This window comes from Enterobacter sp. KB-221C9 (genome assembly GCF_041320715.1).
GTDB classification, from domain to species: domain Bacteria; phylum Pseudomonadota; class Gammaproteobacteria; order Enterobacterales; family Enterobacteriaceae; genus Enterobacter; species Enterobacter asburiae_D.
In genome coordinates this window covers 65,981-89,721 of sequence record NZ_JBGIWG010000004.1, presented here as the reverse complement: position 1 = coordinate 89,721, position 23,741 = coordinate 65,981, and the positions used below count along the sequence as shown (strand labels likewise).

The 23,741-nt window shown below is 57.7% G+C and carries 28 protein-coding genes; 16 read left to right on the top strand and 12 right to left on the bottom strand.

Features of this window, described 5'->3' with window-relative positions; genetic code table 11:
- Positions 1-42 precede the first annotated feature (42 nt).
- The 4 genes from rsmE (at position 43) to ruvX (ending at position 2,805) form a co-directional block, all read left to right on the top strand.
- Positions 43-774 (top strand): 16S rRNA (uracil(1498)-N(3))-methyltransferase, encoded by a 732-nt coding sequence (gene rsmE / locus AB8846_RS06615; RefSeq protein WP_370732351.1) that lies wholly within the window; start codon positions 43-45, stop codon positions 772-774.
- Between the two features lie 19 nt (positions 775-793).
- Positions 794-1,741: a glutathione synthase gene (gene gshB / locus AB8846_RS06610; RefSeq protein ID WP_370732350.1), complete on the top strand. Its 948-nt coding sequence runs from the start codon at positions 794-796 to the stop codon at positions 1,739-1,741.
- Between the two features lie 87 nt (positions 1,742-1,828).
- The gene (locus AB8846_RS06605) at positions 1,829-2,389 is read left to right on the top strand and encodes a YqgE/AlgH family protein (protein ID WP_008499752.1); all 561 of its coding nucleotides are present in this window, start codon (positions 1,829-1,831) and stop codon (positions 2,387-2,389) included.
- Complete coding sequence (ruvX, locus tag AB8846_RS06600; protein ID WP_021242076.1) at positions 2,389-2,805, top strand: Holliday junction resolvase RuvX; 417 nt, start codon at positions 2,389-2,391, stop codon at positions 2,803-2,805. The genes AB8846_RS06605 and ruvX overlap by 1 nt, the downstream gene beginning before the upstream one ends.
- Before the next feature lie 10 nt (positions 2,806-2,815).
- On the opposite strand, the gene AB8846_RS06595 is transcribed toward ruvX, so the two are convergent.
- A complete protein-coding gene (locus tag AB8846_RS06595) occupies positions 2,816-3,796 on the bottom strand; it encodes a type IV pilus twitching motility protein PilT (protein WP_063144918.1) in 981 nt (326 codons plus the stop codon).
- A 17-nt stretch (positions 3,797-3,813) separates the two neighbouring features.
- Here AB8846_RS06595 and AB8846_RS06590 point away from each other — a divergent pair, with 17 nt between their 5' ends.
- The 6 genes from AB8846_RS06590 (at position 3,814) to AB8846_RS06565 (ending at position 7,554) form a co-directional block, all read left to right on the top strand.
- Positions 3,814-4,515 carry a YggS family pyridoxal phosphate-dependent enzyme gene (locus AB8846_RS06590; RefSeq protein WP_331411279.1) on the top strand — a complete coding sequence of 234 codons (702 nt, stop codon included), beginning with the start codon at positions 3,814-3,816 and terminating at the stop codon, positions 4,513-4,515.
- A gap of 21 nt (positions 4,516-4,536) precedes the next feature.
- Positions 4,537-5,103 (top strand): YggT family protein, encoded by a 567-nt coding sequence (locus tag AB8846_RS06585; protein WP_063144916.1) that lies wholly within the window; start codon positions 4,537-4,539, stop codon positions 5,101-5,103.
- Positions 5,100-5,396: a DUF167 family protein YggU gene (gene yggU, locus AB8846_RS06580; RefSeq protein ID WP_023333349.1), complete on the top strand. Its 297-nt coding sequence runs from the start codon at positions 5,100-5,102 to the stop codon at positions 5,394-5,396. The genes AB8846_RS06585 and yggU overlap by 4 nt, the downstream gene beginning before the upstream one ends.
- 3 nt (positions 5,397-5,399) lie before the next feature.
- Positions 5,400-5,993 carry an XTP/dITP diphosphatase gene (locus AB8846_RS06575; protein ID WP_032660047.1) on the top strand — a complete coding sequence of 198 codons (594 nt, stop codon included), beginning with the start codon at positions 5,400-5,402 and terminating at the stop codon, positions 5,991-5,993.
- Positions 5,986-7,128 (top strand): radical SAM family heme chaperone HemW, encoded by a 1,143-nt coding sequence (hemW, locus tag AB8846_RS06570; RefSeq protein ID WP_370732348.1) that lies wholly within the window; start codon positions 5,986-5,988, stop codon positions 7,126-7,128. Before AB8846_RS06575 ends, hemW begins: the two co-directional genes overlap by 8 nt.
- 63 nt (positions 7,129-7,191) lie before the next feature.
- Positions 7,192-7,554, top strand: coding sequence for an endonuclease domain-containing protein (locus AB8846_RS06565; protein WP_074147313.1), 363 nt, complete (start codon positions 7,192-7,194; stop codon positions 7,552-7,554).
- Positions 7,555-7,629: 75 nt separating this feature from the next.
- Here AB8846_RS06565 and AB8846_RS06560 read toward each other — a convergent pair whose 3' ends face one another.
- From AB8846_RS06560 to trmB, 3 genes are read right to left on the bottom strand one after another with little or no spacing between them, the layout of a single operon-like run.
- The gene (locus tag AB8846_RS06560; protein ID WP_370732347.1) at positions 7,630-8,346 is read right to left on the bottom strand and encodes a DUF2884 domain-containing protein; all 717 of its coding nucleotides are present in this window, start codon (positions 8,344-8,346) and stop codon (positions 7,630-7,632) included.
- A gap of 57 nt (positions 8,347-8,403) precedes the next feature.
- The gene (locus AB8846_RS06555) at positions 8,404-8,730 is read right to left on the bottom strand and encodes a YggL family protein (protein ID WP_014885198.1); all 327 of its coding nucleotides are present in this window, start codon (positions 8,728-8,730) and stop codon (positions 8,404-8,406) included.
- Positions 8,730-9,449 carry a tRNA (guanosine(46)-N7)-methyltransferase TrmB gene (gene trmB, locus AB8846_RS06550; RefSeq protein WP_023333355.1) on the bottom strand — a complete coding sequence of 240 codons (720 nt, stop codon included), beginning with the start codon at positions 9,447-9,449 and terminating at the stop codon, positions 8,730-8,732. The genes AB8846_RS06555 and trmB overlap by 1 nt, the downstream gene beginning before the upstream one ends.
- Positions 9,450-9,587: 138 nt before the next feature.
- On the opposite strand from trmB, the gene mutY reads away from it, so the two are divergent.
- The 4 genes from mutY to AB8846_RS06530 all read left to right on the top strand — a co-directional run bounded on the left by mutY (position 9,588) and on the right by AB8846_RS06530 (position 13,673).
- The gene (gene mutY / locus AB8846_RS06545) at positions 9,588-10,646 is read left to right on the top strand and encodes an A/G-specific adenine glycosylase (RefSeq protein WP_370732346.1); all 1,059 of its coding nucleotides are present in this window, start codon (positions 9,588-9,590) and stop codon (positions 10,644-10,646) included.
- Between the two features lie 26 nt (positions 10,647-10,672).
- Positions 10,673-10,945 carry an oxidative damage protection protein gene (locus AB8846_RS06540; protein ID WP_023309138.1) on the top strand — a complete coding sequence of 91 codons (273 nt, stop codon included), beginning with the start codon at positions 10,673-10,675 and terminating at the stop codon, positions 10,943-10,945.
- A gap of 124 nt (positions 10,946-11,069) precedes the next feature.
- On the top strand, positions 11,070-12,146 hold the full coding sequence (gene mltC, locus AB8846_RS06535) for a membrane-bound lytic murein transglycosylase MltC (RefSeq protein WP_032660036.1): 1,077 nt from the start codon (positions 11,070-11,072) through the stop codon (positions 12,144-12,146).
- A gap of 270 nt (positions 12,147-12,416) precedes the next feature.
- The gene (locus AB8846_RS06530; protein WP_063144910.1) at positions 12,417-13,673 is read left to right on the top strand and encodes a nucleoside permease; all 1,257 of its coding nucleotides are present in this window, start codon (positions 12,417-12,419) and stop codon (positions 13,671-13,673) included.
- 94 nt (positions 13,674-13,767) lie between these two features.
- Here AB8846_RS06530 and citG read toward each other — a convergent pair whose 3' ends face one another.
- The 8 genes from citG to AB8846_RS06490 are packed head-to-tail and all read right to left on the bottom strand — an operon-like array spanning position 13,768 to position 21,079.
- The gene (gene citG, locus AB8846_RS06525; RefSeq protein ID WP_370732345.1) at positions 13,768-14,571 is read right to left on the bottom strand and encodes a triphosphoribosyl-dephospho-CoA synthase CitG; all 804 of its coding nucleotides are present in this window, start codon (positions 14,569-14,571) and stop codon (positions 13,768-13,770) included.
- On the bottom strand, positions 14,549-15,088 hold the full coding sequence (gene citX, locus AB8846_RS06520) for a citrate lyase holo-[acyl-carrier protein] synthase (RefSeq protein WP_370732344.1): 540 nt from the start codon (positions 15,086-15,088) through the stop codon (positions 14,549-14,551). The genes citG and citX overlap by 23 nt, the downstream gene beginning before the upstream one ends.
- Positions 15,089-15,090: 2 nt before the next feature.
- On the bottom strand, positions 15,091-16,608 hold the full coding sequence (gene citF, locus AB8846_RS06515) for a citrate lyase subunit alpha (RefSeq protein WP_126785797.1): 1,518 nt from the start codon (positions 16,606-16,608) through the stop codon (positions 15,091-15,093).
- Between the two features lie 10 nt (positions 16,609-16,618).
- Positions 16,619-17,494 carry a citrate (pro-3S)-lyase subunit beta gene (gene citE / locus AB8846_RS06510; RefSeq protein WP_370732343.1) on the bottom strand — a complete coding sequence of 292 codons (876 nt, stop codon included), beginning with the start codon at positions 17,492-17,494 and terminating at the stop codon, positions 16,619-16,621.
- Positions 17,491-17,784 (bottom strand): citrate lyase acyl carrier protein, encoded by a 294-nt coding sequence (citD, locus tag AB8846_RS06505; RefSeq protein WP_370732342.1) that lies wholly within the window; start codon positions 17,782-17,784, stop codon positions 17,491-17,493. Before citD ends, citE begins: the two co-directional genes overlap by 4 nt.
- 16 nt (positions 17,785-17,800) lie before the next feature.
- Positions 17,801-18,823 (bottom strand): [citrate (pro-3S)-lyase] ligase, encoded by a 1,023-nt coding sequence (citC, locus tag AB8846_RS06500; RefSeq protein ID WP_121424623.1) that lies wholly within the window; start codon positions 18,821-18,823, stop codon positions 17,801-17,803.
- A gap of 13 nt (positions 18,824-18,836) precedes the next feature.
- The gene (locus tag AB8846_RS06495) at positions 18,837-19,700 is read right to left on the bottom strand and encodes a fumarylacetoacetate hydrolase family protein (protein ID WP_047347888.1); all 864 of its coding nucleotides are present in this window, start codon (positions 19,698-19,700) and stop codon (positions 18,837-18,839) included.
- Positions 19,701-19,717: 17 nt separating this feature from the next.
- On the bottom strand, positions 19,718-21,079 hold the full coding sequence (locus AB8846_RS06490; protein ID WP_023333366.1) for a 2-hydroxycarboxylate transporter family protein: 1,362 nt from the start codon (positions 21,077-21,079) through the stop codon (positions 19,718-19,720).
- Between the two features lie 345 nt (positions 21,080-21,424).
- Between AB8846_RS06490 and AB8846_RS06485 the strand changes: the two genes are divergently transcribed.
- Both AB8846_RS06485 and AB8846_RS06480 read left to right on the top strand, forming a co-directional pair.
- On the top strand, positions 21,425-23,050 hold the full coding sequence (locus AB8846_RS06485) for an ATP-binding protein (protein WP_370732341.1): 1,626 nt from the start codon (positions 21,425-21,427) through the stop codon (positions 23,048-23,050).
- Complete coding sequence (locus AB8846_RS06480; protein WP_063144903.1) at positions 23,040-23,732, top strand: response regulator; 693 nt, start codon at positions 23,040-23,042, stop codon at positions 23,730-23,732. The genes AB8846_RS06485 and AB8846_RS06480 overlap by 11 nt, the downstream gene beginning before the upstream one ends.
- Positions 23,733-23,741: the final 9 nt, after the last annotated feature.

The window sequence follows — 23,741 nt, the reverse complement described above, 5'->3', positions numbered from 1 at the left end:
CGGCCATTCGCTTATATCGCATGACACATGGAATTTCTGACTATGCGCATTCCCCGCATTTACCATCCTGAACTGATTACCACAGGCCGCGAAATCGCCCTGTCTGATGACGCCGCCAACCACGTTGGCCGCGTGCTGCGCATGGGCGCAGGTCAGGCAATACAGCTGTTCGACGGCTCGAACCAGGTTTTCGACGCGGAAATCACGCGGTCTGATAAAAAAAGCGTGCACGTTAACGTGCTGCGTGGCGAAGTGGATGACCGGGAATCACCGCTGCACATCCATCTGGGCCAGGTGATGTCGCGCGGTGAGAAAATGGAGTTCACCATTCAGAAATCCATTGAACTGGGTGTAAGCCTCATTACGCCACTTTTTTCTGAACGCTGTGGCGTTAAACTGGATGCGGAACGTCTGAACAAAAAGATCCAGCAGTGGCAGAAAATTGCCATTGCGGCTTGCGAACAGAGTGGCCGCAACCGTATTCCGGAGATCCGCCCGGCGATGGATCTGGAGGAGTGGTGTGCAGAAGAGGACAGTGGGCTGAAGCTCAATCTTCATCCGCGCGCCAGCGCCAGCATCAATACGCTGCCCCTGCCCGTTGAGCGCGTACGCCTGCTGATTGGCCCCGAAGGCGGCCTGTCGGCGGACGAAATTGCGATGACGGCACGTTACCAGTTTACTGATATTCTGTTGGGACCTCGCGTTCTGCGCACTGAGACAACGGCACTCACGGCCATTACCGCGCTACAGGTACGGTTTGGCGATCTGGGTTGAAGCATTAACGGAGAAGAACATGATCAAGCTCGGCATCGTGATGGACCCCATCGCAAACATTAACATCAAGAAAGATTCCAGCTTCGCCATGCTGCTGGAAGCGCAGCGTCGCGGCTATGAACTCCACTATATGGAGATGAACGATCTTTACCTGATCAACGGTGAAGCCCGCGCGCGCACCCGCATCGTTAACGTCGAGCAGAACTACGACAAATGGTACGAGTTAGGCACCGAGCAGGACATTGCCCTGGCCGATCTCAACGTCATCCTGATGCGTAAAGATCCCCCGTTCGATACCGAATACATCTACTGCACCTATATTCTCGAACGCGCTGAAGAGAAAGGAACGCTGATCGTCAACAAGCCGCAGAGCCTGCGCGACTGCAACGAGAAGCTCTACACCGCCTGGTTCTCTGACCTGACGCCGGAAACCCTGGTGACCCGCAGCAAAGCCCAGTTGAAGGAGTTCTGGCAGAAGCACGGCGATATCATCATGAAGCCGCTGGACGGCATGGGCGGCGCGTCAATTTTCCGCGTGAAAGAGAGCGATCCGAACATTGGCGTGATTGCCGAAACGCTGACCGAGCTGGGCACGCGTTACTGCATGGCGCAGAACTATATTCCGGCGATCAAAGACGGCGACAAACGCGTTCTGGTGGTGGATGGCGAACCGGTTCCTTACTGCCTGGCACGTATCCCGCAGGGCGGCGAAACCCGAGGTAATCTGGCCGCCGGTGGCCGTGGCGAACCCCGTCCGCTGACCGAAAGCGACTGGGAAATTGCCCGCCGCGTTGGCCCGACGCTGAAAGCCAAAGGCCTGATCTTCGTTGGCCTGGATATCATCGGCGATCGCCTGACCGAAGTGAACGTCACCAGCCCGACCTGCATTCGTGAAATTGAAGCGGAATTCCCGATTTCGATCACCGGAATGCTGATGGACGCTATCGAAAAACGTTTACAGAAATAACCTAACAATACTATTAGTGACAGCGCCTGTGTTTGTCCCCATACTGGGCGCTGTCGCTTTTTAAACCAGGAAACAGTACCTCTGACAATGAATTTACAGCATCACTTTCTTATTGCCATGCCTGCTCTCCAGGACCCGATTTTTCGCCGCGCCGTGGTGTATATTTGTGAATACAATGAAGACGGCGCGATGGGCATTATCATCAATAAACCGCTGGAAAATCTTCAGGTTGAAGGGATTCTGGACAAGCTGAAAATCCCGGCTGAAGCGCGACTGCCGGAAATCCGGCTTGATAAACCCGTGATGCTGGGTGGACCTCTTGCAGAAGATCGCGGCTTTATCCTGCATACGCCGCCGGTATTCTCTTCCAGCATTCGTATCTCCGACAACACCGTTATCACCACCTCGCGTGACGTGCTCGAAACGCTGGGCACCGCAGAGCAGCCTTCTGAAGTGCTGGTAGCGCTGGGCTATTCGTCGTGGGAGAAAGGCCAGCTTGAGCAAGAGATCCTCGATAACGCCTGGCTTACCGCGCCTGCGGACATGAATATCCTGTTTAAAACCCCTATCGCCGATCGCTGGCGTGACGCGGCGAAATTAATCGGTATTGATATCCTGACCATGCCTGGCGTAGCGGGGCATGCCTGATGAGCGGAACGCTTCTGGCCTTCGATTTTGGCACCAAAAGCATTGGCGTCGCCGTGGGTCAACGCATCACCGGTACCGCGCGTCCGCTCACGGCCCTGAAGGCTAATGACGGCACGCCTGACTGGAATCTTATCGAGCGTCTGCTCAAAGAGTGGCAGCCGGATGACGTGATTGTTGGGCTGCCGCTGAACATGGATGGCACCGAACAGCCGCTTACCGCCCGGGCGCGTAAGTTCGCCAATAAAATCCATGGCCGCTTTGGCGTCTCCGTGAAGCTTCACGACGAGCGTCTTAGCACCGTCGAAGCGCGTGCGGGCCTGTTTGAGCACGGCGGCTTCCGGGCGCTCAACAAAGGCAGCGTGGACTCCGCTTCAGCAGTCATCATCCTCGAAAGCTATTTCGAACAGGGCTTTTAAACGCAGGGGCCTACAGCCGCCCCTGCGCCCGTCTCTCCGCCAGGCTCTGGTCAAAGTTCTGCATTCCTGCCTGTTGACCGGTTTGGATGATGCCGGGCAGTTGCCACGTTTTCCCTTCACGAATAAGATTCGCCGCCGCTGCGGTGTTCACCAGCAGTTCATACAGCGCGACGCGCCCGCCCTGTAGATCGGGAAGCAGCTTTTGCGCCAGCACCGCCCGCAGGCTGCCGGCCAGCTGGTTACGCACCGGATCTTTCTCCTGCGCCGGGAACGTATCGACCAGCCGTTCGATCGCCTGCGACGCCCCGCGCGTATGCAGCGTCGCCAACACCAGATGTCCGGTCTCCGCTGCCGTTAGCGCCAGGCGGATCGTTTCGCTGTCGCGCAGCTCTCCCAGCAGAATAACGTCCGGATCCTGGCGCAAGGCACTGCGCAGCGCTTCGGCAAATGACGGACTGTGCTGGCCTATCTCCCGCTGCTGGATCAGGCAACGTTCACTCTGGTAGATAAACTCCACCGGATCTTCAAGCGTGAGGATATGGCCATCAGCATGACGATTAAGAAAATCGACCATCGCCGCCAGCGTAGTGGATTTGCCGCTGCCGGTTGCCCCTGTCACCAGAATCAGCCCGGCATCATTGGATAACAGTTCCGGGATTGCCCGCGGCGCGCCCAGCGAAGCGAGCTGCGGGCAGGTACGCGGCAACAGCCGCAGCGTCACAGAGATACCGCTCATCTGCTTAAAGGCACTGCCGCGCAGACGCTGGCCTCCCGTTACCGTCGCGGCAAAGTCCACCTGCCCGTTCGCCCACCAGGTTCCCTGCTGCTCATCGTTGAGCCACGCTTTTAATAACGCCCCAACGTCGGGAGGCGGAAAGGGAGCAGGCTCAAGCCGGCCTAATCTGCGCCAGCGCGGCGGTGAATCACTGCACAGGTGTAGATCGGAGACGTTATGCTTTACACTAAGGGCCACAATTTCTTCCACATCCATAGACTACTCCTCGGAAAATGAACGACATTGCGCATAACCTGGCACAGGTCCGGGACAAAATCTCAGCCGCTGCAACGCGTTGCGGCCGGGCTTCAGAAGAAATTACGCTGCTTGCAGTCAGCAAAACCAAGCCTGCGAGCGCCATCGCAGAAGCCATTGATGCAGGCCAGCGGGCGTTTGGTGAAAACTACGTGCAGGAAGGCGTGGATAAAATTCGCTACTTCCGGGAACAGGGGAAGACGAGTCTGCAATGGCACTTTATTGGCCCGCTGCAGTCGAACAAAAGCCGTCTTGTGGCAGAGCACTTCGACTGGTGCCATACCATCGACCGTCTGCGCATTGCTACCCGTCTGAATGACCAGCGTCCGGCAGACATGCCGGCACTCAACGTGCTTATTCAGGTCAACATCAGCGACGAAAACAGCAAGTCCGGCATTGCGCTGAGCGAGCTGGACGCGCTGGCCGCAGAGGTGGCCGAACTGCCGCGCTTAACCCTGCGCGGGCTGATGGCCATTCCGGCACCTGAGTCAAGTTATGAAAGGCAGTTTGCCGTGGCACAGCAAATGGCTGTAGCATTTGAGGCGCTTAAAGCGCGCTATAACACGGTAGACACGCTTTCTCTGGGCATGTCGGATGATATGGAAGCCGCCATCGCGGCAGGCAGCACTATGGTGCGCATCGGCACGGCAATTTTCGGTGCGCGCGACTACTCAAAATAATAAGGAAACCTGAGGAACGCCATGAAGACGTTGACTTTCCTGCTCTCAACTGTGCTTGAGCTGTATACGATGGCGCTTTTGCTGCGCGTCTGGATGCAGTGGGCCCGCTGTGATTTTTACAATCCGTTCTCGCAGTTTGTCGTGAAAATCACGCAACCTATTGTCGGACCATTGCGCCGTATTATCCCGGCGATGGGTCCCATCGACAGTTCGTCTCTGCTGGTGGCGTTTATTCTGAGCGTTATCAAAGCAATCGTGCTGTTTATGGTCATTACCTTCCAGCCGATTATCTGGATTGCTGCGGTCCTGATTCTGGTCAAAACCGTCGGCCTGCTGATTTTCTGGGTGCTGCTGGTCATGGCCATCATGAGCTGGGTAAGCCAGGGGCGTAGCCCGGTGGAGTATGCCTTGATTCAGCTGGCCGAGCCGCTGCTGCGTCCGATCCGTAACCTGCTTCCGTCTATGGGCGGCATCGACTTTTCCCCGATGATCCTGGTTCTGCTGCTCTATGTGGCCAATATGGGGATTGCCGAGCTGTTACAGGCCACTGGCAACATGCTGCTGCCGGGGCTGTGGATGGCGCTATGAGTGCCGTAAGCACCTGCGCTGACGGGCTGGTTTTGCGGCTGTATATTCAGCCCAAAGCCAGCCGTGACAGTATTGTTGGGCTGCATGGCGACGAGTTAAAAGTCGCCATCACCGCCCCGCCGGTTGACGGCCAGGCGAACGCGCATCTGACCAAATATCTGGCAAAACAGTTTCGCGTCGCCAAAAGCCAGGTCATCATTGAAAAAGGTGAACTTGGGCGACATAAACAGGTAAAAATCCTTAATCCGCAATCTATCCCGACGGAAGTCGCGGCTCTGAAAGAACAGGACTAAACCATGCAGAAAGTTGTTCTCGCGACCGGCAACGCCGGTAAAGTGCGCGAGCTGGCCTCGCTATTAAATGACTTTGGGCTGGACGTGGTCGCCCAGACCGATCTTGGCGTGGAGTCCGCCGAAGAGACGGGGCTGACGTTTATCGAAAACGCGATCCTGAAAGCACGCCACGCTGCGCAGATTACGGGCCTGCCCGCGATTGCCGACGACTCCGGCCTGGCCGTGGATTTTCTCGGCGGTGCGCCGGGGATTTACTCCGCGCGCTATTCCGGCGTTGACGCCACCGACCAGCAGAATCTGGAAAAGCTGCTTGTCGCCCTGAAAGACGTACCGGACGAACAGCGCACCGCCCAGTTCCACTGCGTGCTGGTCTATATGCGTCACGCGGAAGACCCTACGCCGATCGTCTGCCACGGCAGCTGGCCGGGCGTGATAACCCGTGAAGCAGCTGGCAGCGGCGGCTTTGGCTACGACCCGATTTTCTTTGTCCCGACCGAGGGCAAAACCGCTGCGGAACTGACCCGCGAAGAGAAAAGCGCGATTTCCCACCGTGGACGCGCGCTGAAACTGTTACTGGAAGCACTGCGTAATGGCTAATTTGCCGCCTCTGAGTCTTTATATTCACATCCCGTGGTGCGTGCAGAAATGTCCGTACTGCGATTTCAACTCGCACGCGCTGAAGGGCGAAGTGCCGCACGATGACTACGTTGCGCATCTGCTGGCCGACCTGGACGCCGATGTCGCTTACGCACAGGGACGTGAAGTTAAGACCATTTTCATTGGTGGCGGTACGCCGAGCCTGCTGTCCGGCCCGGCGATGCAGACGCTGCTGGACGGCGTGCGTGCGCGCCTGAACCTGGCGGCGGATGCTGAAATTACGATGGAAGCCAACCCCGGCACCGTTGAAGCCGACCGTTTTGTCGACTATCAGCGCGCGGGCGTGAACCGCATCTCCATCGGCGTGCAGAGCTTTAGCGAGCCGAAGCTAAAACGTCTTGGGCGCATTCACGGCCCGGAAGAGGCGAAGCGCGCGGCACACCTGGCAACCGGGCTTAATCTTCGCAGCTTTAACCTGGATCTGATGCACGGCCTGCCGGACCAGTCGCTGGAAGAGGCGCTGGACGACCTGCGCCAGGCGATCGAACTGAACCCGCCGCATCTGTCGTGGTACCAGCTCACCATCGAGCCAAACACGCTGTTCGGTTCCCGCCCGCCGGTGCTGCCGGACGACGACGAGCTGTGGGATATCTTCGAGCAGGGCCATAGGCTTCTAACCGCTGCGGGCTATCAGCAGTATGAAACGTCCGCGTACGCGAAGCCGGGCTATCAGTGTCAGCACAACCTGAACTACTGGCGCTTTGGCGACTATCTGGGGATTGGCTGCGGCGCGCACGGCAAGGTGACCTTTCCGGACGGGCGCATTCTGCGCACGGCCAAAACCCGCCATCCGCGCGGGTATATGGAAGGCCGCTACCTGGAGCGTCAGCACGACGTTGAGGCGGCGGATAAGCCGTTTGAGTACTTTATGAACCGCTTCCGTCTGCTGGAAGCCGCGCCGCGCGCGGAATTTTCGCGTTACACCGGGCTGCCGGAGTCGGTGATTCGCCCACAGATCGACGAGGCGCTGGCCCAGGGGTATCTGACCGAGAGCGAGGAATACTGGCAGATAACCGAGCACGGCAAACTGTTCTTAAACTCCCTTCTTGAGCTGTTCCTCGCCGAAGAATCCTGAAGGCTGATTCAGGATTTTGCATCCCGTTCTGCCAGCTGAGGGAAAGGCTGGCAGAGTGTGGGGATGGAAATTACTCGTTCTTATGCAAAACAGCTCAGACGTGAGCTGACAAAAGAAGAAAGGCGGCTTTGGTATCTACTGCGCAGCCGCCGTTTTGAAAATCATAAATTTCGCCGACAGCATCCGGTAGGAAACTACATTCTGGATTTCGCCTGCTGCGCGGCTCGTCTGGCTGTTGAGCTGGATGGCGGGCAACATGATGAAAAACAGAAATACGATCGTCAAAGAACGTGCTGGCTTAACGAGAAAGGTTGGCATGTCATTCGATTCTGGAATAACGAACTCTGGGATAACGAAGAGGCGGTGTTAGAAAAGATCCTTGAAACACTGCAAATGCTGCAACCCTCACCCCGGCCCTCTCCCTGAAAGGGAGAGGGAGCAAACCATCCCCTCGCCCCTTTGGGGAGAGGGTTAGGGTGAGGGGCCCAGCGCGCAGAGATCTTACTTAAGCGTCCCCACCAGCGCCTTCCGGCTATCTTCCAGCGACACCACGCGTTTACACACGTCTTTGCCGAACTGCTGGAAATCATCTTCCTGGTTCTTCCACTCGTTCTGAATGGAGGTCTGCAAGCCGCCCAGACTGCCCAGCACGCCCTGCAGCGGGTTACCGCCGCCTTTCAGCACGGCTTTGGCGCCCATCTCGTTGATGCTGTCCTGCAGGATGCCGCCCATCGCCTGATTCACCAGCTGCTGCCCGTCGGCACGCACTTCATCAATCGCCTTGTAGTGGAACGTCAGGCCGTCGGTGCGCGTCTCGATAATGCGGTTCATCTGCTCTTTAAGCTGCTTATCGAGCTTCGTCAGGCGGGTGCGCATGTTGCTGCTCTCACCCACCTCTTTGGTGATGATCTTATCCAGCGCGATGCGGCTTTTCTCAACGCGGGTCAGCGCGCCTTCATTAATCCATGGCAGCGCGGTACGCAAATCGGCCTGATAGTCTTTCGCCTGCTCACGCTGTGCGGCAGTCAGGTTGTACTGCTTGCCGTTAAAAGTGACGTTCCCCTGCGGCGTAATCACCAGATTGCCGTTCTCGCCTTTGACCTGCACGGTTTGCGGGCTTAACACCACGTCATCACGCGGGGTGACGCTACATTGATAATCCGCATGGGCGGTGGATCCGATTGCCAGTAAAGCAACCGCCAGCAACGTTTTGCGCATCTTAAACACTCCCTCAGACAAAATGGGCCAGCTAATGCTGGCCCCGTACTTGCTTTATTAGTCCCACCAAACGTCGAAAAGTTCGCTGACGCGGACATCTTCCAGCTTGTGGTCCTCAAGCCATTTACGAACCAGCGCCTGATGTTCTTCGGTGCATTTACCCACTTCCTGGGTGCAGATCAGACCTTCCCATGCCAGGTAGCCGCTACCGTCGAAGGCCAGCTTGTTTGGCTCAATCACGTCGTTGATGAACGCATCCACGTCCTGATCGATCTGTTCTACACTGGTGCCTTCCGGGAAACGCCACGCAACGGAGAAGCCCACTTCCTGGAATTCTTCGATGTGCATCTTTTTACGCAGACGACGGCTACGATTCTTTGCCATTATTTCACCCTCTCGAACATTAAGTCCCATACACCGTGACCAAGACGATGGCCACGCTGTTCAAATTTCGTTACCGGACGCGATTCCGGACGCGGTACATAGTCGTTGCTCGCTGACTGGTTTTTATAGCCATCCAGCGACGACATCACTTCCAGCATATGTTCCGCATACGGTTCCCAGTCGGTCGCCATATGGAAGACACCGCCCAGCTTCAGCTTACTTTTCACCAGCTCGGCAAACGGCGCCTGAACGATACGGCGTTTATTATGACGTGCTTTGTGCCACGGGTCAGGGAAAAAGAGCTGAACCATGGTTAAAGAATTGTCAGGAATCATTTTATGCAGCACTTCCACCGCGTCGTGACACATCACGCGCAGGTTCTCAACGCCCTCTTCATGGGCCGTTGCCAGGCATGCCCCCACGCCCGGGGAGTGGACTTCGATACCGAGGAAGTTCTGCTCCGGGCGGGCTTTCGCCATGGTCACCAGCGAGGTGCCCATACCAAAGCCGATCTCCAGCGTGACGGGTGCTTCGCGGCCAAACAGTTCAGTAAAGTCCAGAGGCTGCTCGCTGAACTCAACGCCCATCACCGGCCAGTAGTTGTCCAGCGCATGTTGCTGCCCTTTTGTCAGGCGGCCCTGACGGCGGACAAAGCTGCGAATACGGCGCAGCGGGCGACCGTTTTCATCAAATTCCGGTGAAATGACGTCGTTTTTCATAAAAGAGTTGTCTGCTTGTGAGATTGTTCGGGAAACGGGCATTATCCAAAGTTAAGGCTTCTATGCAAGCATGGGAAAGATCCGGTTTACAGCAGATTGACGCTGTGCTGCAATCTGCGTCCCTGATTATGCGAATCGATGACCATGCAAGCCTCTCAATTTTCAGCCCAGGTGCTGGACTGGTACGACAAATACGGGCGTAAAACCCTGCCCTGGCAAATTGAAAAAACGCCTTACAAAGTATGGCTCTCCGAGGTGATGTTGCAACAAACGCAGGTCGCCACGGTGATCCCTTACTTTGAGCGTTTTATGGCGCGCTTCCCGACGGTGACCGATCTGGCCAACGCGCCGCTGGACGAGGTGCTGCACCTGTGGACCGGGCTTGGCTACTATGCCCGCGCGCGTAACCTTCACAAAGCCGCACAGCAGGTCGCCACGCGCCACAACGGGACATTCCCGGAAACCTTCGATGAGGTGGCCGATCTCCCCGGCGTCGGACGTTCAACCGCAGGCGCTATTCTCTCCCTGTCTTTAGGCAAGCATTTCCCGATCCTCGACGGCAACGTGAAGCGCGTGCTGGCACGCTGCTATGCCGTCGACGGCTGGCCGGGGAAGAAGGACGTTGAAAAACGTCTTTGGGAAATAAGTGAAGAGGTCACCCCGGCCAACGGCGTCGAGCGTTTCAACCAGGCGATGATGGATCTCGGCGCGATGGTCTGCACGCGCTCAAAACCAAAATGCGAACTCTGCCCGGTGAATAATATCTGCGTGGCGTATGCCAACCATTCATGGGCGCAATATCCGGGCAAGAAACCCAAACAGACGCTGCCGGAGCGCACCGGCTATATGCTGCTGATGCAGCACGGCGACGACGTGTTCCTTGCCCAGCGTCCGCCGAGCGGTCTGTGGGGTGGTCTATACTGCTTCCCACAGTTTGAAAATGAAGACTTGCTGCGTGAATGGCTTAAACAGCGCGGGATTGCTGCCGATAACCTGACGCAGCTGACCGCGTTTCGCCATACCTTCAGCCATTTCCACCTGGATATTGTCCCCATGTGGCTTCCCGTGTCGTCATTTGCCTCGTGCATGGATGAAGGCACCGCTCTCTGGTATAACTTAGCGCAACCGCCATCAGTCGGACTGGCGGCTCCCGTGGAGCGCCTGTTACAGCAATTACGTGCCGGTGCAATGGTTTAGCATCGACAAGAAAAAGAGGAATGAGTATGGCCAGAACGATTTTTTGTACTTTCCTGCAGCGTGACGCTGAGGGCCAGGATTTCCAGCTTTATCCGGGCGACCTGGGTAAACGCATCTACAATGAAATCTCCAAAGAAGCCTGGGGACAGTGGCAGAAAAAGCAGACCATGCTGATCAACGAGAAAAAACTCAGCATGATGAACCCGGAACACCGCAAGCTGCTGGAGCAGGAGATGGTGAGCTTCCTGTTTGAAGGCAAAGACGTGCACATCGAAGGCTATACGCCACCGGAAAAATAATATCGAGCGGCTGTTGCCGGGTGGCGCTGCGCTTACCCGGCCTACAAAACCGTAGGCCCGTGCAAGCGTAGCGCCGCCGGGCAATAGCAACGACTAAGCAAACACAACACGCACTCCCGGAATGATGAAAAAACTATTAGCGCTAGCCCTTGTTGCGCCGTTGCTTGTCTCGTGTTCGTCAAAAAAAGGCGAAGATTACAACGAAGCCTGGATCAAGGACACCAACGGTTTTGACATTTTGATGGGGCAGTTTGCCCACAACATCGAGAATATATGGGGATTTAACGAAGTTCTTATTGCCGGACCTAAGGACTACGTTAAGTACACCGATGCCTATCAGACCCGTAGCCACATCAACTTTGATGAGGGTACGATCACGATTGAGACCATTGCAGGCACCGACCCTGCGGCACGACTCCGTCAGGCGATTATCAAAACCCTGCTGATGGGTGACGATCCGGGATCTATCGATCTCTACTCCGATGCCGACGATATCACTATCTCGAAAGAGCCGTTCCTGTACGGCCAGGTTGTCGATCAGACCGGTCAACCGATCCGTTGGGAAGGTCGCGCCACGAAATTTGCCGACTATCTGCTGCAGACGCGCCTGAAAAGCCGCTCTAACGGCCTGAAGATTATCTACAGCGTCACCATCAACCTCGTCCCGAACCACCTCGACAAGCGTGCGCATAAGTACATTGGGATGGTGCGTCAGGCCTCGCGTAAGTACGGCGTGGATGAGTCGCTGATCCTGGCGATTATGCAGACCGAATCCTCGTTCAACCCGTACGCGGTAAGCCGTTCCGACGCCCTGGGACTGATGCAGGTTGTGCAGCACAGCGCCGGTAAAGACGTCTTCCGCGCGCAGGGCAAATCCGGCACGCCGAGCCGCAGCTATCTGTTCGATCCGCAGAGCAACATTGATACCGGCACGGCCTACCTGGCGATGCTGAACAATGTGTACCTGGGCGGCATTGATAACCCAACGTCGCGCCGCTATGCGGTGATCACCGCCTATAACGGCGGTGCGGGCAGCGTGCTGCGCGTCTTCTCCAATGACAAGGTGCAGGCCGCAAACATCATCAACAGCATGGCGCCGGGGGATGTCTACTCAACCCTCACCACCCGCCACCCGTCTGCGGAATCACGCCGCTATCTGTATAAGGTGAATACGGCGCAGAAGAACTATCGTCGTCGATAATCAACACACCTTCTCCTGCAAAGAGAAGGTGTTCTGCTTTCCCTCTCCCCGTGGGAGAGGGTCAGGGTGAGGGCATCAGGCCGCACTCACTCACCCCACCCATACGAAAATGTTATTTGCATCACAATCCAAACTGCAAATTAATGTGGATTGCATTTTTTTGCGGGAGGTAACAAAACATATCGTTGCCAACTGATAGAATTGCATCAAATAACAACCCTGAATGTTCCTATAACAACATATCTCCCGCTCACTTGTGAGGAAAGTAACATGAACCTTAAGCTGCAGCTTAAAATATTGTCGTTTCTGCAGTTCTGCCTGTGGGGTAGCTGGCTGACCACGCTCGGCTCCTATATGTTTGTAACGCTCAAGTTCGACGGAGCGTCAATCGGTGCCGTATACAGCTCGCTCGGTATTGCGGCTGTCTTCATGCCAACGCTGCTGGGCATCGTGGCGGATAAATGGTTGAGTGCGAAATGGCTGTACATGCTTTGCCATCTGGTGGGCGCGGGGACGCTGTTTATGGCAGCCCAGGTGACCACGCCGGGGGCAATGTTCATGGTGATCCTGCTTAACTCGCTGGCCTATATGCCAACGCTTGGCCTGATCAACACCATCTCCTACCACCGCATCAAGTCTGCGGGCATGGACATCGTGACCGACTTCCCGCCGATCCGTATCTGGGGCACCATCGGCTTTATCATGGCGATGTGGGGCGTGAGCTTCGCGGGCTTTGAACTGAGCCATATGCAGCTCTATATCGGTGCGGCGCTCTCCGTGGTGCTGGCCGTATTTACCCTGACGCTGCCGCACATTCCGGTTTCTAACCAGCAGAAAAACCAGAGCTGGAGCGCCATGCTCGGCCTGGACGCGTTCGCGCTGTTCAAAAACAAGCGCATGGCGATCTTCTTTATCTTCTCCATGCTGCTGGGCGCTGAGCTGCAAATCACCAACATGTTCGGCAACACCTTCCTGCACAGCTTCGATAACAACCCGCTGTTTGCCGGAAGCTTTATCGTCGAGCACGCGTCGGTAATGATGTCCATCTCTCAGATCTCTGAGACGCTGTTCATCCTGACCATTCCGTTCTTCCTGAGCCGCTACGGCATCAAAAACGTCATGCTGATCAGTATCGCGGCATGGATGTTGCGCTTCGGCCTGTTCGCCTACGGTGACCCGAGCGCGTTCGGCACCGTGCTGCTGGTGCTGTCGATGATCGTTTACGGCTGCGCCTTCGACTTCTTCAACATCTCCGGTTCGGTGTTTGTGGAAAAAGAGGTGAAGCCTGAAATCCGCGCCAGCGCGCAGGGTATGTTCCTGATGATGACCAACGGCTTCGGCTGTATTCTGGGCGGAGTGGTGAGCGGTAAAGTGGTAGAGATGTACACCACTAACGGCATCACTAACTGGCAGCCCGTGTGGCTGATCTTCGCGGCGTACTCGCTGGTGCTGTTCTTCGCGTTCATCGCGCTGTTCAAGTACAAGCACGTGCGTGAACCACACGGTGCGCAGCCGATAGCGCATTAATCCTTGATGTCTTTTGCCCGGTGGCGGCTTCGCCTTACCGGGCCTACAAAAGCACGGAGAGTAGGCCGGGTAAGCGTTAGCGCCACCCGGCTTTTTATTTTATTGCAGACAGCACCCACCCCACCGACAGCAAATCCGCACTGCCGCCCGGGCTCAGGTTCCGTTCAATCAATGCCTTATCCATCTTAAGTAACGCCTCGCGATCCCAGCCGTTAGCCAGTAATTCCCGCGCGTAGCCCTGAACGTAGCGCAACCCTTCCATTCCGCCGCGCGACACGAGATTGCTGTCCTGATTAACCGCCATCAGGCGCAGCAGCAGCCCGTGAAGAGACTGTCCGTTCCACTGCGCCAGCGCCCTACGCGCCGTCGCAAAGCCGCTTTCCGCCTCACCGCGCGCGCCGGTTAAGCCATACTGCTGAAACTGCCGCTCGCCCGCCGTCGCAAGCCCGCTGCGTGCGGCCAGCTCACGCGACACCAGCCCGCGGCAGATGTTACTCACCTCACAGCAGAGGCTGTCTGCGGAGATATTTTTCACACGTCCGGCGGCGAAGCACAGTAAACCGAGGGCAAAAATCCCGCCCTTATGGGTGTTCACTCCGTTCGTCGCGGCATACATCGCCTGCTCGCAGGCCATCCCCATCGGGCGGATAATTCGCAGCTGTACGTCAGCGGGTTTATCCGCATGCGCACTACCCAGTTCGGCAAAGCGCGAAAACCACGGCGTAATCGCCGCAATGCTGCGAACGAACAGGGCGTGGTCCATATCGCGATGGGAACCGTTATTGAGCTTGTCCACGAGCCCCGGCTTGGGCGTCAGCTCCAGCTCATGCCACAGCGCCGCTTCGGCAAGCGCGGGCACGTCAGCCGGGCGCGGTTTAGTCGCGAGCAAACCAGTCATCGATCGTCTTCTCCACGCGGGAAACCACCTGCTCAACGGGATGATTGCGCGAGCGAGAGCAGGCGTGCGCGGGCTCGTCGCAGATCAGGCAGCGTCGAAGATTTGTCCCTAGCGACTGACGCCCGACGTGGCCGTGCTGAGGGCAGATCACGTCCAGATCCCATAGCCTGCCGAGCGGGTGCGTCTGCTCAAGATCCGCACAGTGCGCTTTGATTTCCGCCGCCGGATGGGCCACACACCACAGGGCTTCTGGCCCGGTCGGGAGCCACAGCACCTGGCGGTCCAGCACCTGCCAGCGGTTTTCCCACAGCAGCTGGTCGCACATTTGCAGCGCCACGCCCATGGTATTGCGATAGCGCAGGCTGTCTTTGATTTCTCCCGGCGTGACCAGCGTGAGGGAAATCACCGGTTGTTGATAGTGCTCAAGCATGTCAGCCTGGCGCGCTGCGCGGCGATCTTTCGCCGCCAGCAGTTCGTCCAGGCTGACACCCGCCCGCACGGGTGTCGCTGTTGTCATAACTACTCCTTTACCTGTCGCACGGTGTCGATCACGCTGCCGTCGCGGTAGCGGATCACCCCGACGATTTTGTCGGTAAACTCAATCGGTTTCGGTACGCCCGTCAGGGAAATCGCCCGCTCGTAAAGCGCGCTGATATCCACAACTTTAAGCCCGGCTTCCAGCAGCCGCTCGCGGATCTCCGGGCGCGCCGGATTGACCGCAATGCCGTGGTCGGTGACCAGCACGTCGATGCTTTCGCCCGGCGTGAGGCGCGTGGTAACCCGCTTCACGACCGTCGGAATACGGCTGCGCAGCAGCGGCGCGACCACAATGGTCAGATTCGCCGCGGCGGCCACGTCGCAGTGTCCGCCGGATGCGCCGCGCATCACCCCATCGGAGCCGGTGATCACGTTGACGTTGAAATCGACGTCGATTTCCAGCGCGCTGAGGATCACCACGTCAAGCTGGTCGCAGCTTGCCGCCTTGCTGCCGGGGTTGGCGTAAACGTTGGTGGAGATCTCCACGTGGTTCGGGTTGCGCGCCAGCGAGGCCGCCGCCTGGCCGTCAAAGCACTGGGTGTCGAGCAGCTTTTCGATGAGCCCCTTCTCGTGCAAATCCACCAGGCTGCCGGTGATGCCGCCGAGCGCAAAGCGCGCCTTCACGCCGCTGCGCTCCATCTTCTCTTCCATAAAACGGGTGCAGGCGGTTGCCGCCGCGCCGGAGCCGGTCTGCATCGAGAAGCCCGGTTTGAAGTAGCCGGAGTGTTCAATGACGTCCGCCGCATAGCGGGCGATCATCAGCTCGCGCGGGTTGCTGGTGACGCGCGCCGCGCCGACGCTGATTTTCGCCGGGTCGCCTACGCTTTCAACCTGCACGATGTAGTCCACCTGGTCCTGCACCAGGCTGGCGGGCATATTGGGGAACGGCACCAGTTCTTCCGTCAGCAGCACCACCTTGCGGGCAAAGTGCGCGTCCACCATCGCGTAGCCCAGGGACCCGCAGCACGATTTACCGTGCGTCCCGTTAGCGTTGCCAAACTCATCGCTGCACGGCACGCCGAGAAACGCCACGTCGATGTTCAGCTCCCCGTCCTGGAGCAGCTTCACGCGCCCGCCGTGGGAGTGAATTTGCACCGGCTCGTCCATCAGCCCGTGGGAGATGGCGTCCGCCAGCCTGCCGCGCATCCCGGAAGTGTAAATCCGGGTGATGACGCCGCTTTCAATATGCTCGATCAGCGCGTCGTTGCAGGTCATCAGCGAGCTGGAGGCCAGCGTCAGGTTTTTAAAGCCCATCCGCGCCAGCAGCGCCACGACGGTGTTAATCACCCGGTCGCCTTCGCGAAACGCATGGTGGAAGGAGATGGTCATCCCGTCCTGCAGGCCGCAGCGCTTAACCGCCTCTTCAACAGAGGCGCAGAGCTTGCGGCTGTGCTTCGCGTCGCTGTCAGCCAGCCACGGCGTGGCGCTGTGGGCGGTATCGAAGGGTTTTAAGTCCCGCAGATGGGGAAAATTCACGTGAAGAAGTTCTGTCTGATTCATCATCTCATCCTTACCGACGCACGCCGGAGGCCGCCGCGCGCTCCAGCACCACCTGCGCGTGGTTAATAATCGGTGCATCCACCATTTTGCCGTTGAGCGACACCACGCCCAGGCCGTTACGCTCGCCCTCTTCTGCCGCCTCAATCACCCTTTTGGCGTTATCCACCTCTTCCTGCGTCGGGGCGTAGGCGTTATGCAGCAGGTCAATCTGGCGCGGGTTAATCAGCGATTTGCCGTTAAAGCCCATCTTGCGGATCAGATCGACCTCGCGCAGGAACCCGGCCTCGTCGTTAACGTCTGACCACACCACGTCGAAGGCGTCGATGCCCGCCGCGCGGGCGGCGTGCAGCACGGCGCAGCGGGCGTAGAACAGCTCGGTGCCGTCGCCGCGCTCGGTCTGCATGTCCATCACGTAGTCAAAGGCGGCCAGCGCGATGCCGATGAGGCGCGGAGAGCTGCGGGCAATCGCCACGGCGTTGATAACGCCAATGGCCGACTCAATCGCCGCCATCACGCGGGTGGAGCCGACCTCGCGGCCGCACTCCTGCTCGATACGCTCAAGGTGGCCTTCCAGCTCGTAGATATCGTCCGGCGTGTCGGTTTTCGGCAGGCGGATCACGTCCACGCCGGCCCGTACGGCGGCCTCCAGATCCAGCAGGCCAAACGGCGTGCTGAGCGGGTTAATGCGCACCACGGTTTCGATATCCTGATACATCGGGTGCTGCAGCGCGTGGAACACCAGCATGCGCGCGGTATCCTTCTCGCGCAGGGCGACGGCGTCCTCAAGGTCAAACATGATGGAGTCGGGACGGTAAATAAAGGCGGTTGAGAGCATGGCGGCGTTGGCGCCCGGCAGGAACAACATGCTGCGGCGGAGTTTGCTCATTTCAGCGCCCCCCAGTTGATGCCCTGTTCATCGGCGGCACGCATCAGCGCGCTTTGCAGGCGGGCGCGGATAACACAGTCCAGCGCCCCTTTGTCTTCAATAATGATAAGTCCCTGGTGCACGTTCATGGCGCGCAACGTGTCGTTGACCACCTGGCGAATTTGCTCGCCAAACTGCTTAATCACTTCACTGTGGATGACTATCTCCAGCTCGCCGTGAGCGGGAACGATTTTCACCATCAGGTCGCTGGACTCCTGCGTTCCGGCCAGCGCCTCCCTTACAATTTTCATGATAAATTCCTGGTAGTTAAGCGACTTCCGCACTCGCACGGTAATGCGTTTCGAGATGCGCGAAGGTGGAGTCCGGGACAATCTCCCGGATCCGGGAAAACTGCTGTGTCTTCAGTAAGCGGCGCACTTCGGACGCCGAAATGGCGTTGCCGGTGGCCTTGATGCGCGGCATTTCCACCACCTCGATATGCGAGGCCAGCAGGTCGTGAAGCGTCTGGTTGTACTGGCGGGTGATATCGCAAAACGGCTCGGAGCCGATGAAGCGGTGCGTGATGCCGAGCGCCGGGGCGATGAAGTCCCGGAAGATTAGCACGTCGATTTCGCTCCACGCCTGCTGCACTTTGCCGGTCTCCTTCAGGAAGTAGGCCGGGAAGGTGGCGCGGGAGATGATGTACTGCGAGCCTTCATGCACCACCACGTTCGGCAGATGCGCCACGCCCGCGCGCACCATCTCAAGGCGCGCGCTGAACGGGAAGAACGAGGCGTCTTCACGCACCACGAACAGATGCAGGGCGTCGCACCGCGTCGCCGCCTGCTCCACCAGATGGCGATGGCCGAGGGTGAACGGATTGGCGTTCATCACTATCGCGCCAATGTTCTCCCCGCACCTTCGCTTCGCGCGCAGGGAACGGCAGTAGCGTTCGATCCCCTGCGGGGTGTTCTCCATCAGCACCGCGTTGTTACCGCTTTGGGCAATCGGCCAGAAGCCGCTGCGGGCAAAACGCTCCCGGTTGCACGGCCGGGTGCAGAGGAAGAGGTGAAAATGGCCGCGCTCCAGCGCCGCATTTTCCACCTCAGCCAGCAGCCGCGCGCTGAGGTTCTCGCCGCGAAGCTGTTCGTTGACCGCCACGCATTTGATGACGTTGGCAGCAAGCCCTGCGCAACCCACCAGCTGCGGGCCGGACCAGGCTTCGACAAACAGCGTGATGTCGTTGTCCAGGCCAAGGCCGCTGTCTGCCAGCAGGTAGCGGATCTGGCTTAAGCGTTCCGGGTGTTTCGCCACCAGCGTGTGGCGAAAATCAATGGGTTGCGAGTGCATGCTGCCGCCTTACCTAATGTGCTGCCGCAAGCCCGACGGCTGGCGCTTCCACGATCACGTTGCTCAGATGACCGATATGCTCGATCTCCACCTCAATGCGATCGCCCTCTTTCATAAACAGCGGCGGGTTACGCTTTTTACCCACCCCGCCCGGAGATCCGGTGATGATCACGTCGCCCGGACTGAGGCGGGTGAAGGTGCTGATGTACTCGATCAGCTCCGCAACCTTGTGGATCATGCTGCTGGTGTTGTCTTCCTGCACCATGCGACCGTTCAGCCAGGTGCGGATCGCCAGCTGATGCGGATCCGGGATCTCGTCCGCCGTCGCCATCCACGGGCCAAACGCGCCGGTCTGACGCCAGTTTTTACCGGCGGTAAACCAGGTGTGCTGCCAGTCGCGGGCGGAGCCGTCCATGTAGCAGCTGTAGCCCGCCACGTGGCGCAGGGCGTCGTCGCGGCTGATGTTCTCCCCGCCTTTGCCGATGATCACCGCCAGCTCGCCTTCGTAGTCGAATTCGCTGGAATGGCGCGGCTTCAGCACCGGCTCGTTGTGGCCGGTCTGTGAATCCGGGAAGCGAACAAACAGCGTCGGGGCCGGGTTATGCTGGTCAAACTCCTTGCGCTTGTCGGCGTAGTTCATGCCCACGCAGAGGATTTTTTCCGGCTGCACAATCACCGGCAAGAAGGTGATGGCGCTCAGCGGCACGTCCACGGCGTCGTTCAGGTAGCGGGTAGCCTGCGCCAGCCCGTTGCCCTGCAGCAGCGCCTTGAGGTCGCCGTAGCGGTCGCCGAGACGGCGGCCTAAATCAATCACGCCGTCGGCCTGGACGATGCCGTAGCTGCGTTTTCCCTGGTATAAAAAGCTTGCGAGTTTCATTGTTCTTTCCTGAAAACTTAAACGAGGAAGTTGCCCAGAATCAGCAGTGAGATAGAGACGTTAATCGCCCCGCCGATACGGGTAGCAATCTGGGCGAACGGCATCAGGCTCATGCGGTTGCCTGCGGTCAGGATCGCCACGTCGCCGGTACCGCCCTGGCCGCTCTGGCAGCAGGAGACGATGGCGACGTCAATCGGGTGCATACCAATCTTTTTGCCGACGAAGAAGCCGGTCGCCACCAGTGCGGAAACGGTGCTGACAATCACCAGCAGGTTGCTGACGGTGAACGCCGCTACCAGCTCATGCCACGGGGTGATGGCCACGCCGACGGCGAAGAGGATTGGGTAGGTCACGGAGGTCTGGAAGAATTTGTACACCACCTGCGAGCCTTCCAGCAGGCGCGGAGAGGCGCCGTTGCAGAGCTTCACCAGCACCGCCATAAACAGCATGCCGACCGGGGCAGGCAGGCCAATCAGCTTGTGGCCGAGCATGCCCAGCATGTAGAGCAGCACCGCCAGCAGCGCGCCGGAGGCGATAGTGGTGACGTCCGCCTTGCCGGAAAACGCAGGCTGAGAGACGGTAGCATCGGCATTCGCGCGGTTAGGCATCAGCTGGCCTTCGCCGGTCAGGTGCGGATAGCGTTTACCGAGCTGGTTCAGGCAGCCGGAGATGATGATTGCCGTCAGACCGCCGAGCATGACCATCGGCAGCACGCGGCCGAGCGCTACGCCCTGGTCCATGTGCAGCAGGGTGGCATAGCCGATGGAAAGCGGGATTGCCCCTTCCCCGACGCCGCCCGCCATAATCGGCAGAATGATAAAGAAGAAGATCTGGAACGGCTCAAGGCCCAGCGCCAGGCCCACGCCCATCCCCACCAGCATGCCGACGATTTCGCCGCACAGCATCGGGAAGAAGATGCGCAGGAAGCCCTGAATCAGCACCGTGCGGTTCATGCTCATGATGCTGCCGACGATAATGCAGCAGATATAGAGATAGAGAATGTTGGTGGATTTGTAGAACTTGGTGGTGGACTCAACCACTACGTCCGGCAGCAGGCCGTAATAGACCAGCGCGGAAGGGATAAAGGTGGCGCAAATCGCCGCCGCGCCGAGCTTGCCGACAATCGGCAGGCGTTTGCCGAACTCGCCGCAGGCAAAGCCGAAGAAGGCCAGCGTGGCCACCATTACCACGATATCGCTCGGCAGTTTCCCGCCCAGGCAATCAATCGCAATCAGCGCGCCCGCCAGAACGAACAGCGGCAGAGGAATAATCCCAATTTTCCAGGTATCCATAATATGCCACCAGCGCTCTTTGAGCGAAGGCCGCTGAATTTCAATCGGGTCGTGGGTAACAGAGAAAGAATCGTCAGTTGTGCTCATAATAAGCCCCTTGGTTATTTTGTGCGTTCAGCTTAGAGTCACAAAGGCTTACTTTATGTGAGGAATGGCATATTAAAAGCGAAGTTTTAATGGCAGCTATGGTTTTAATGGTTTCTTTTATTTAATGTGATTTATACCTTATTTATTGGCGTGGTTTTTATGGTTTCTTTTCCGAATTGAACAAACAAATAACATTTGTTCGCGTAGCCAAAAGCCCATTAGCCTTTAAGATAACTCTTTTACAGCGCCCGCTGTGCAAGGGATCACAAGTTTTCGGCAAAGCGGGCGTCCGCGCGAAAAAAGATGATATATTGGCGATCTTTGCTGCTACCTCGCGTGATAGTTATGAAAGTTTCTTTCCAGATCAAGCTGTTTATTTCGCTGGTTGCCTTTTTCTCAGTGCTTTTTGCGCTACTGGGCGGATATTATTATGTCGATGTCGGGAAACAGCTTTATCAGGAAATGAGTACGCGAGCCAAAATACAGGCTGAAGAGATTGCGCTTATTCCGACATTGCGTAATGAAGTTGAACAAAAGAATATCTACGCCATCCATGATTTTATGCAGAAGATTTCTGCGCACAGCGACGCCAGCTTTATTGTGATTGGTGATAATAAAGGGCAGCATCTTTTTCACTCCGTCTTTGCCGACAGAGTGGGCACAACCCTGGTTGGCGGAGACAATGAAGCCGTATTGCAGGGTAAAAGCACCACCACCATCCGCAAAGGCGGGCTGGGCATTTCGCTGCGCAGTAAAGCCCCCATCTTCAACGCTGCCGGACAGGTGGTCGGCATTGTTTCGGTCGGCTATCTCACCAGCTACCTGGACACCATTACCGTCAGTAAGGTGGTCAATATCCTGATTGCCGCCGTGCTGCTGCTGATCGCTCTCTTTATCTTCTCCTGGTTCTTTACCCGCAGCATCAAGAAGCAGATCTTCTCCCTTGAACCGCGAGAGATCGGCCTGCTGGTGCGCCAGCAGAAGGCGATGATGGAGTCTATTTATGAAGGGGTGATTGCCATTGACGATCGGCGGCGGATTGAAGTGATCAACCAGGCGGCGCGCAAACTGCTGGGTCTGAGCCAGCCGGCCCGCGAGCTGCGCGGGCAGCTGATAAGCCAGGTGATCGATCCGGTCCCGTTCTTCGACACGCAGACGATGCTGGCGAAAGATACCCATGACGAGATTTGCCGTTTTAACGATCTCACGGTGATTGCCAGCCGGGTGCACATCATGCTTGAAGGGTCGCTGCAGGGCTGGGTGATCACCTTCCGCGATCGCAACGAGATCGACTCGCTGAGCGCCCAGCTCAGCCAGGTAAAACGCTATGTCGATAACCTGCGCATTATGCGTCATGAGCAGTTAAACAGGATGACGACCTTGTCCGGCCTGCTGCATATGGGCCGCTATGAGGAAGCCATTGGCTACATTCAGGCGCAGTCGGAGCATGCTCAGGAGCTGCTGGACTTTATCTCTTCGCGCTTCTGCTCCCCGACCCTGTGCGGCCTGCTGCTTGGGAAAGCCGCCCGCGCGCGGGAGAAAGGCGTCGAGCTCAGTTTCGACCCGGCCTGTCGGCTGGACAGACCGTTCCTGCCCCTTGGAGAGCAAGAGCTGATTTCAATTATTGGCAACCTGCTGGATAACGCCATCGAAGCGACGCAGCGATCGCCGCTTCCCCACGCGCCGGTAGAAGTGCTGATCAAACTCAGCGAACAGGAGCTGATTATTGAAGTGGCCGACCAGGGCGTTGGCATTACACCGGCGATCCGTGACCGGATCTTTGAACGCGGCATCACCACCAAAACACGCGGCGATCATGGGATTGGTCTGTATCTGATCGAAAGCTATGTCATACAGGCTGGCGGCGCGATAGAAGTTGCCGATAATACCCCGCGCGGCGCCATTTTCTCCTTGTTTATCCCGGCTACGGGAACCGCCCGGCAACTGGAAGACACCGACTATGCAACATGAACTTATCGACGTACTGATTGTTGAAGACGAGAACGAACTGGCGCAACTGCACGCGGAGCTGATAGGCAAACATCCGCGTCTGAGGCTGGTAGGCATTGCCTCGTCGCTGGCTGCGGCCCAGGCAGAGCTTGAAAGCAAACAGCCGCAGCTGATGCTGCTGGATAACTATCTGCCGGACGGCAAAGGTATCTCGCTTATCAATAACCCCATGCTGGCCCGCGCCAACTGCTCGGTGATTTTTATTACTGCCGCCAGCGATATGGACACCTGCAGCCAGGCGATTCGCAACGGCGCATTCGACTACATCCTCAAACCCGTCTCCTGGAAGCGGCTCAGCCAGTCTCTGGAGCGGTTTGTGCAGTTTGCCGAACAGCAGCGGGTCTGGAAGATTGTCGACCAGCAGAACGTGGATTCGCTGTATCAGCTGCAGGCGAAAAACTACCGCCTGGACAACGGCAGCAAAGGCATTGAGGAAAATACGCTGGCGCGGGTACAGACGCTGTTCAACGACAAGGCAACGCACTGCTTTACCGTGGATGAGGTGGTGAGCGAAACGGGATTAAGCAAAACCACCACCCGGCGCTATCTGGAACACTGCGTAGAGGCGGGCTTTCTGACGGTGGAGATGCTGTACGGCAAGATTGGGCATCCGAGGAGGATGTACAAGCGTAGTGCGGCTTAACTCCCCTCA

Bases quoted from the DNA above. Each gene is read 5' to 3' on its own strand.
- rsmE (WP_370732351.1), top strand. From the start codon at position 43: ATGCGCATTCCCCGCATTTACCATCCTGAACTGATTACCACAGGCCGC.
- gshB (WP_370732350.1), top strand. From the start codon at position 794: ATGATCAAGCTCGGCATCGTGATGGACCCCATCGCAAACATTAACATC.
- AB8846_RS06605 (WP_008499752.1), top strand. From the start codon at position 1,829: ATGAATTTACAGCATCACTTTCTTATTGCCATGCCTGCTCTCCAGGAC.
- ruvX (WP_021242076.1), top strand. From the start codon at position 2,389: ATGAGCGGAACGCTTCTGGCCTTCGATTTTGGCACCAAAAGCATTGGC.
- AB8846_RS06595 (WP_063144918.1), bottom strand. From the start codon at position 3,796: ATGGATGTGGAAGAAATTGTGGCCCTTAGTGTAAAGCATAACGTCTCC.
- AB8846_RS06590 (WP_331411279.1), top strand. From the start codon at position 3,814: ATGAACGACATTGCGCATAACCTGGCACAGGTCCGGGACAAAATCTCA.
- AB8846_RS06585 (WP_063144916.1), top strand. From the start codon at position 4,537: ATGAAGACGTTGACTTTCCTGCTCTCAACTGTGCTTGAGCTGTATACG.
- yggU (WP_023333349.1), top strand. From the start codon at position 5,100: ATGAGTGCCGTAAGCACCTGCGCTGACGGGCTGGTTTTGCGGCTGTAT.
- AB8846_RS06575 (WP_032660047.1), top strand. From the start codon at position 5,400: ATGCAGAAAGTTGTTCTCGCGACCGGCAACGCCGGTAAAGTGCGCGAG.
- hemW (WP_370732348.1), top strand. From the start codon at position 5,986: ATGGCTAATTTGCCGCCTCTGAGTCTTTATATTCACATCCCGTGGTGC.
- AB8846_RS06565 (WP_074147313.1), top strand. From the start codon at position 7,192: ATGGAAATTACTCGTTCTTATGCAAAACAGCTCAGACGTGAGCTGACA.
- AB8846_RS06560 (WP_370732347.1), bottom strand. From the start codon at position 8,346: ATGCGCAAAACGTTGCTGGCGGTTGCTTTACTGGCAATCGGATCCACC.
- AB8846_RS06555 (WP_014885198.1), bottom strand. From the start codon at position 8,730: ATGGCAAAGAATCGTAGCCGTCGTCTGCGTAAAAAGATGCACATCGAA.
- trmB (WP_023333355.1), bottom strand. From the start codon at position 9,449: ATGAAAAACGACGTCATTTCACCGGAATTTGATGAAAACGGTCGCCCG.
- mutY (WP_370732346.1), top strand. From the start codon at position 9,588: ATGACCATGCAAGCCTCTCAATTTTCAGCCCAGGTGCTGGACTGGTAC.
- AB8846_RS06540 (WP_023309138.1), top strand. From the start codon at position 10,673: ATGGCCAGAACGATTTTTTGTACTTTCCTGCAGCGTGACGCTGAGGGC.
- mltC (WP_032660036.1), top strand. From the start codon at position 11,070: ATGAAAAAACTATTAGCGCTAGCCCTTGTTGCGCCGTTGCTTGTCTCG.
- AB8846_RS06530 (WP_063144910.1), top strand. From the start codon at position 12,417: ATGAACCTTAAGCTGCAGCTTAAAATATTGTCGTTTCTGCAGTTCTGC.
- citG (WP_370732345.1), bottom strand. From the start codon at position 14,571: ATGACTGGTTTGCTCGCGACTAAACCGCGCCCGGCTGACGTGCCCGCG.
- citX (WP_370732344.1), bottom strand. From the start codon at position 15,088: ATGACAACAGCGACACCCGTGCGGGCGGGTGTCAGCCTGGACGAACTG.
- citF (WP_126785797.1), bottom strand. From the start codon at position 16,608: ATGAATCAGACAGAACTTCTTCACGTGAATTTTCCCCATCTGCGGGAC.
- citE (WP_370732343.1), bottom strand. From the start codon at position 17,494: ATGAGCAAACTCCGCCGCAGCATGTTGTTCCTGCCGGGCGCCAACGCC.
- citD (WP_370732342.1), bottom strand. From the start codon at position 17,784: ATGAAAATTGTAAGGGAGGCGCTGGCCGGAACGCAGGAGTCCAGCGAC.
- citC (WP_121424623.1), bottom strand. From the start codon at position 18,823: ATGCACTCGCAACCCATTGATTTTCGCCACACGCTGGTGGCGAAACAC.
- AB8846_RS06495 (WP_047347888.1), bottom strand. From the start codon at position 19,700: ATGAAACTCGCAAGCTTTTTATACCAGGGAAAACGCAGCTACGGCATC.
- AB8846_RS06490 (WP_023333366.1), bottom strand. From the start codon at position 21,079: ATGAGCACAACTGACGATTCTTTCTCTGTTACCCACGACCCGATTGAA.
- AB8846_RS06485 (WP_370732341.1), top strand. From the start codon at position 21,425: ATGAAAGTTTCTTTCCAGATCAAGCTGTTTATTTCGCTGGTTGCCTTT.
- AB8846_RS06480 (WP_063144903.1), top strand. From the start codon at position 23,040: ATGCAACATGAACTTATCGACGTACTGATTGTTGAAGACGAGAACGAA.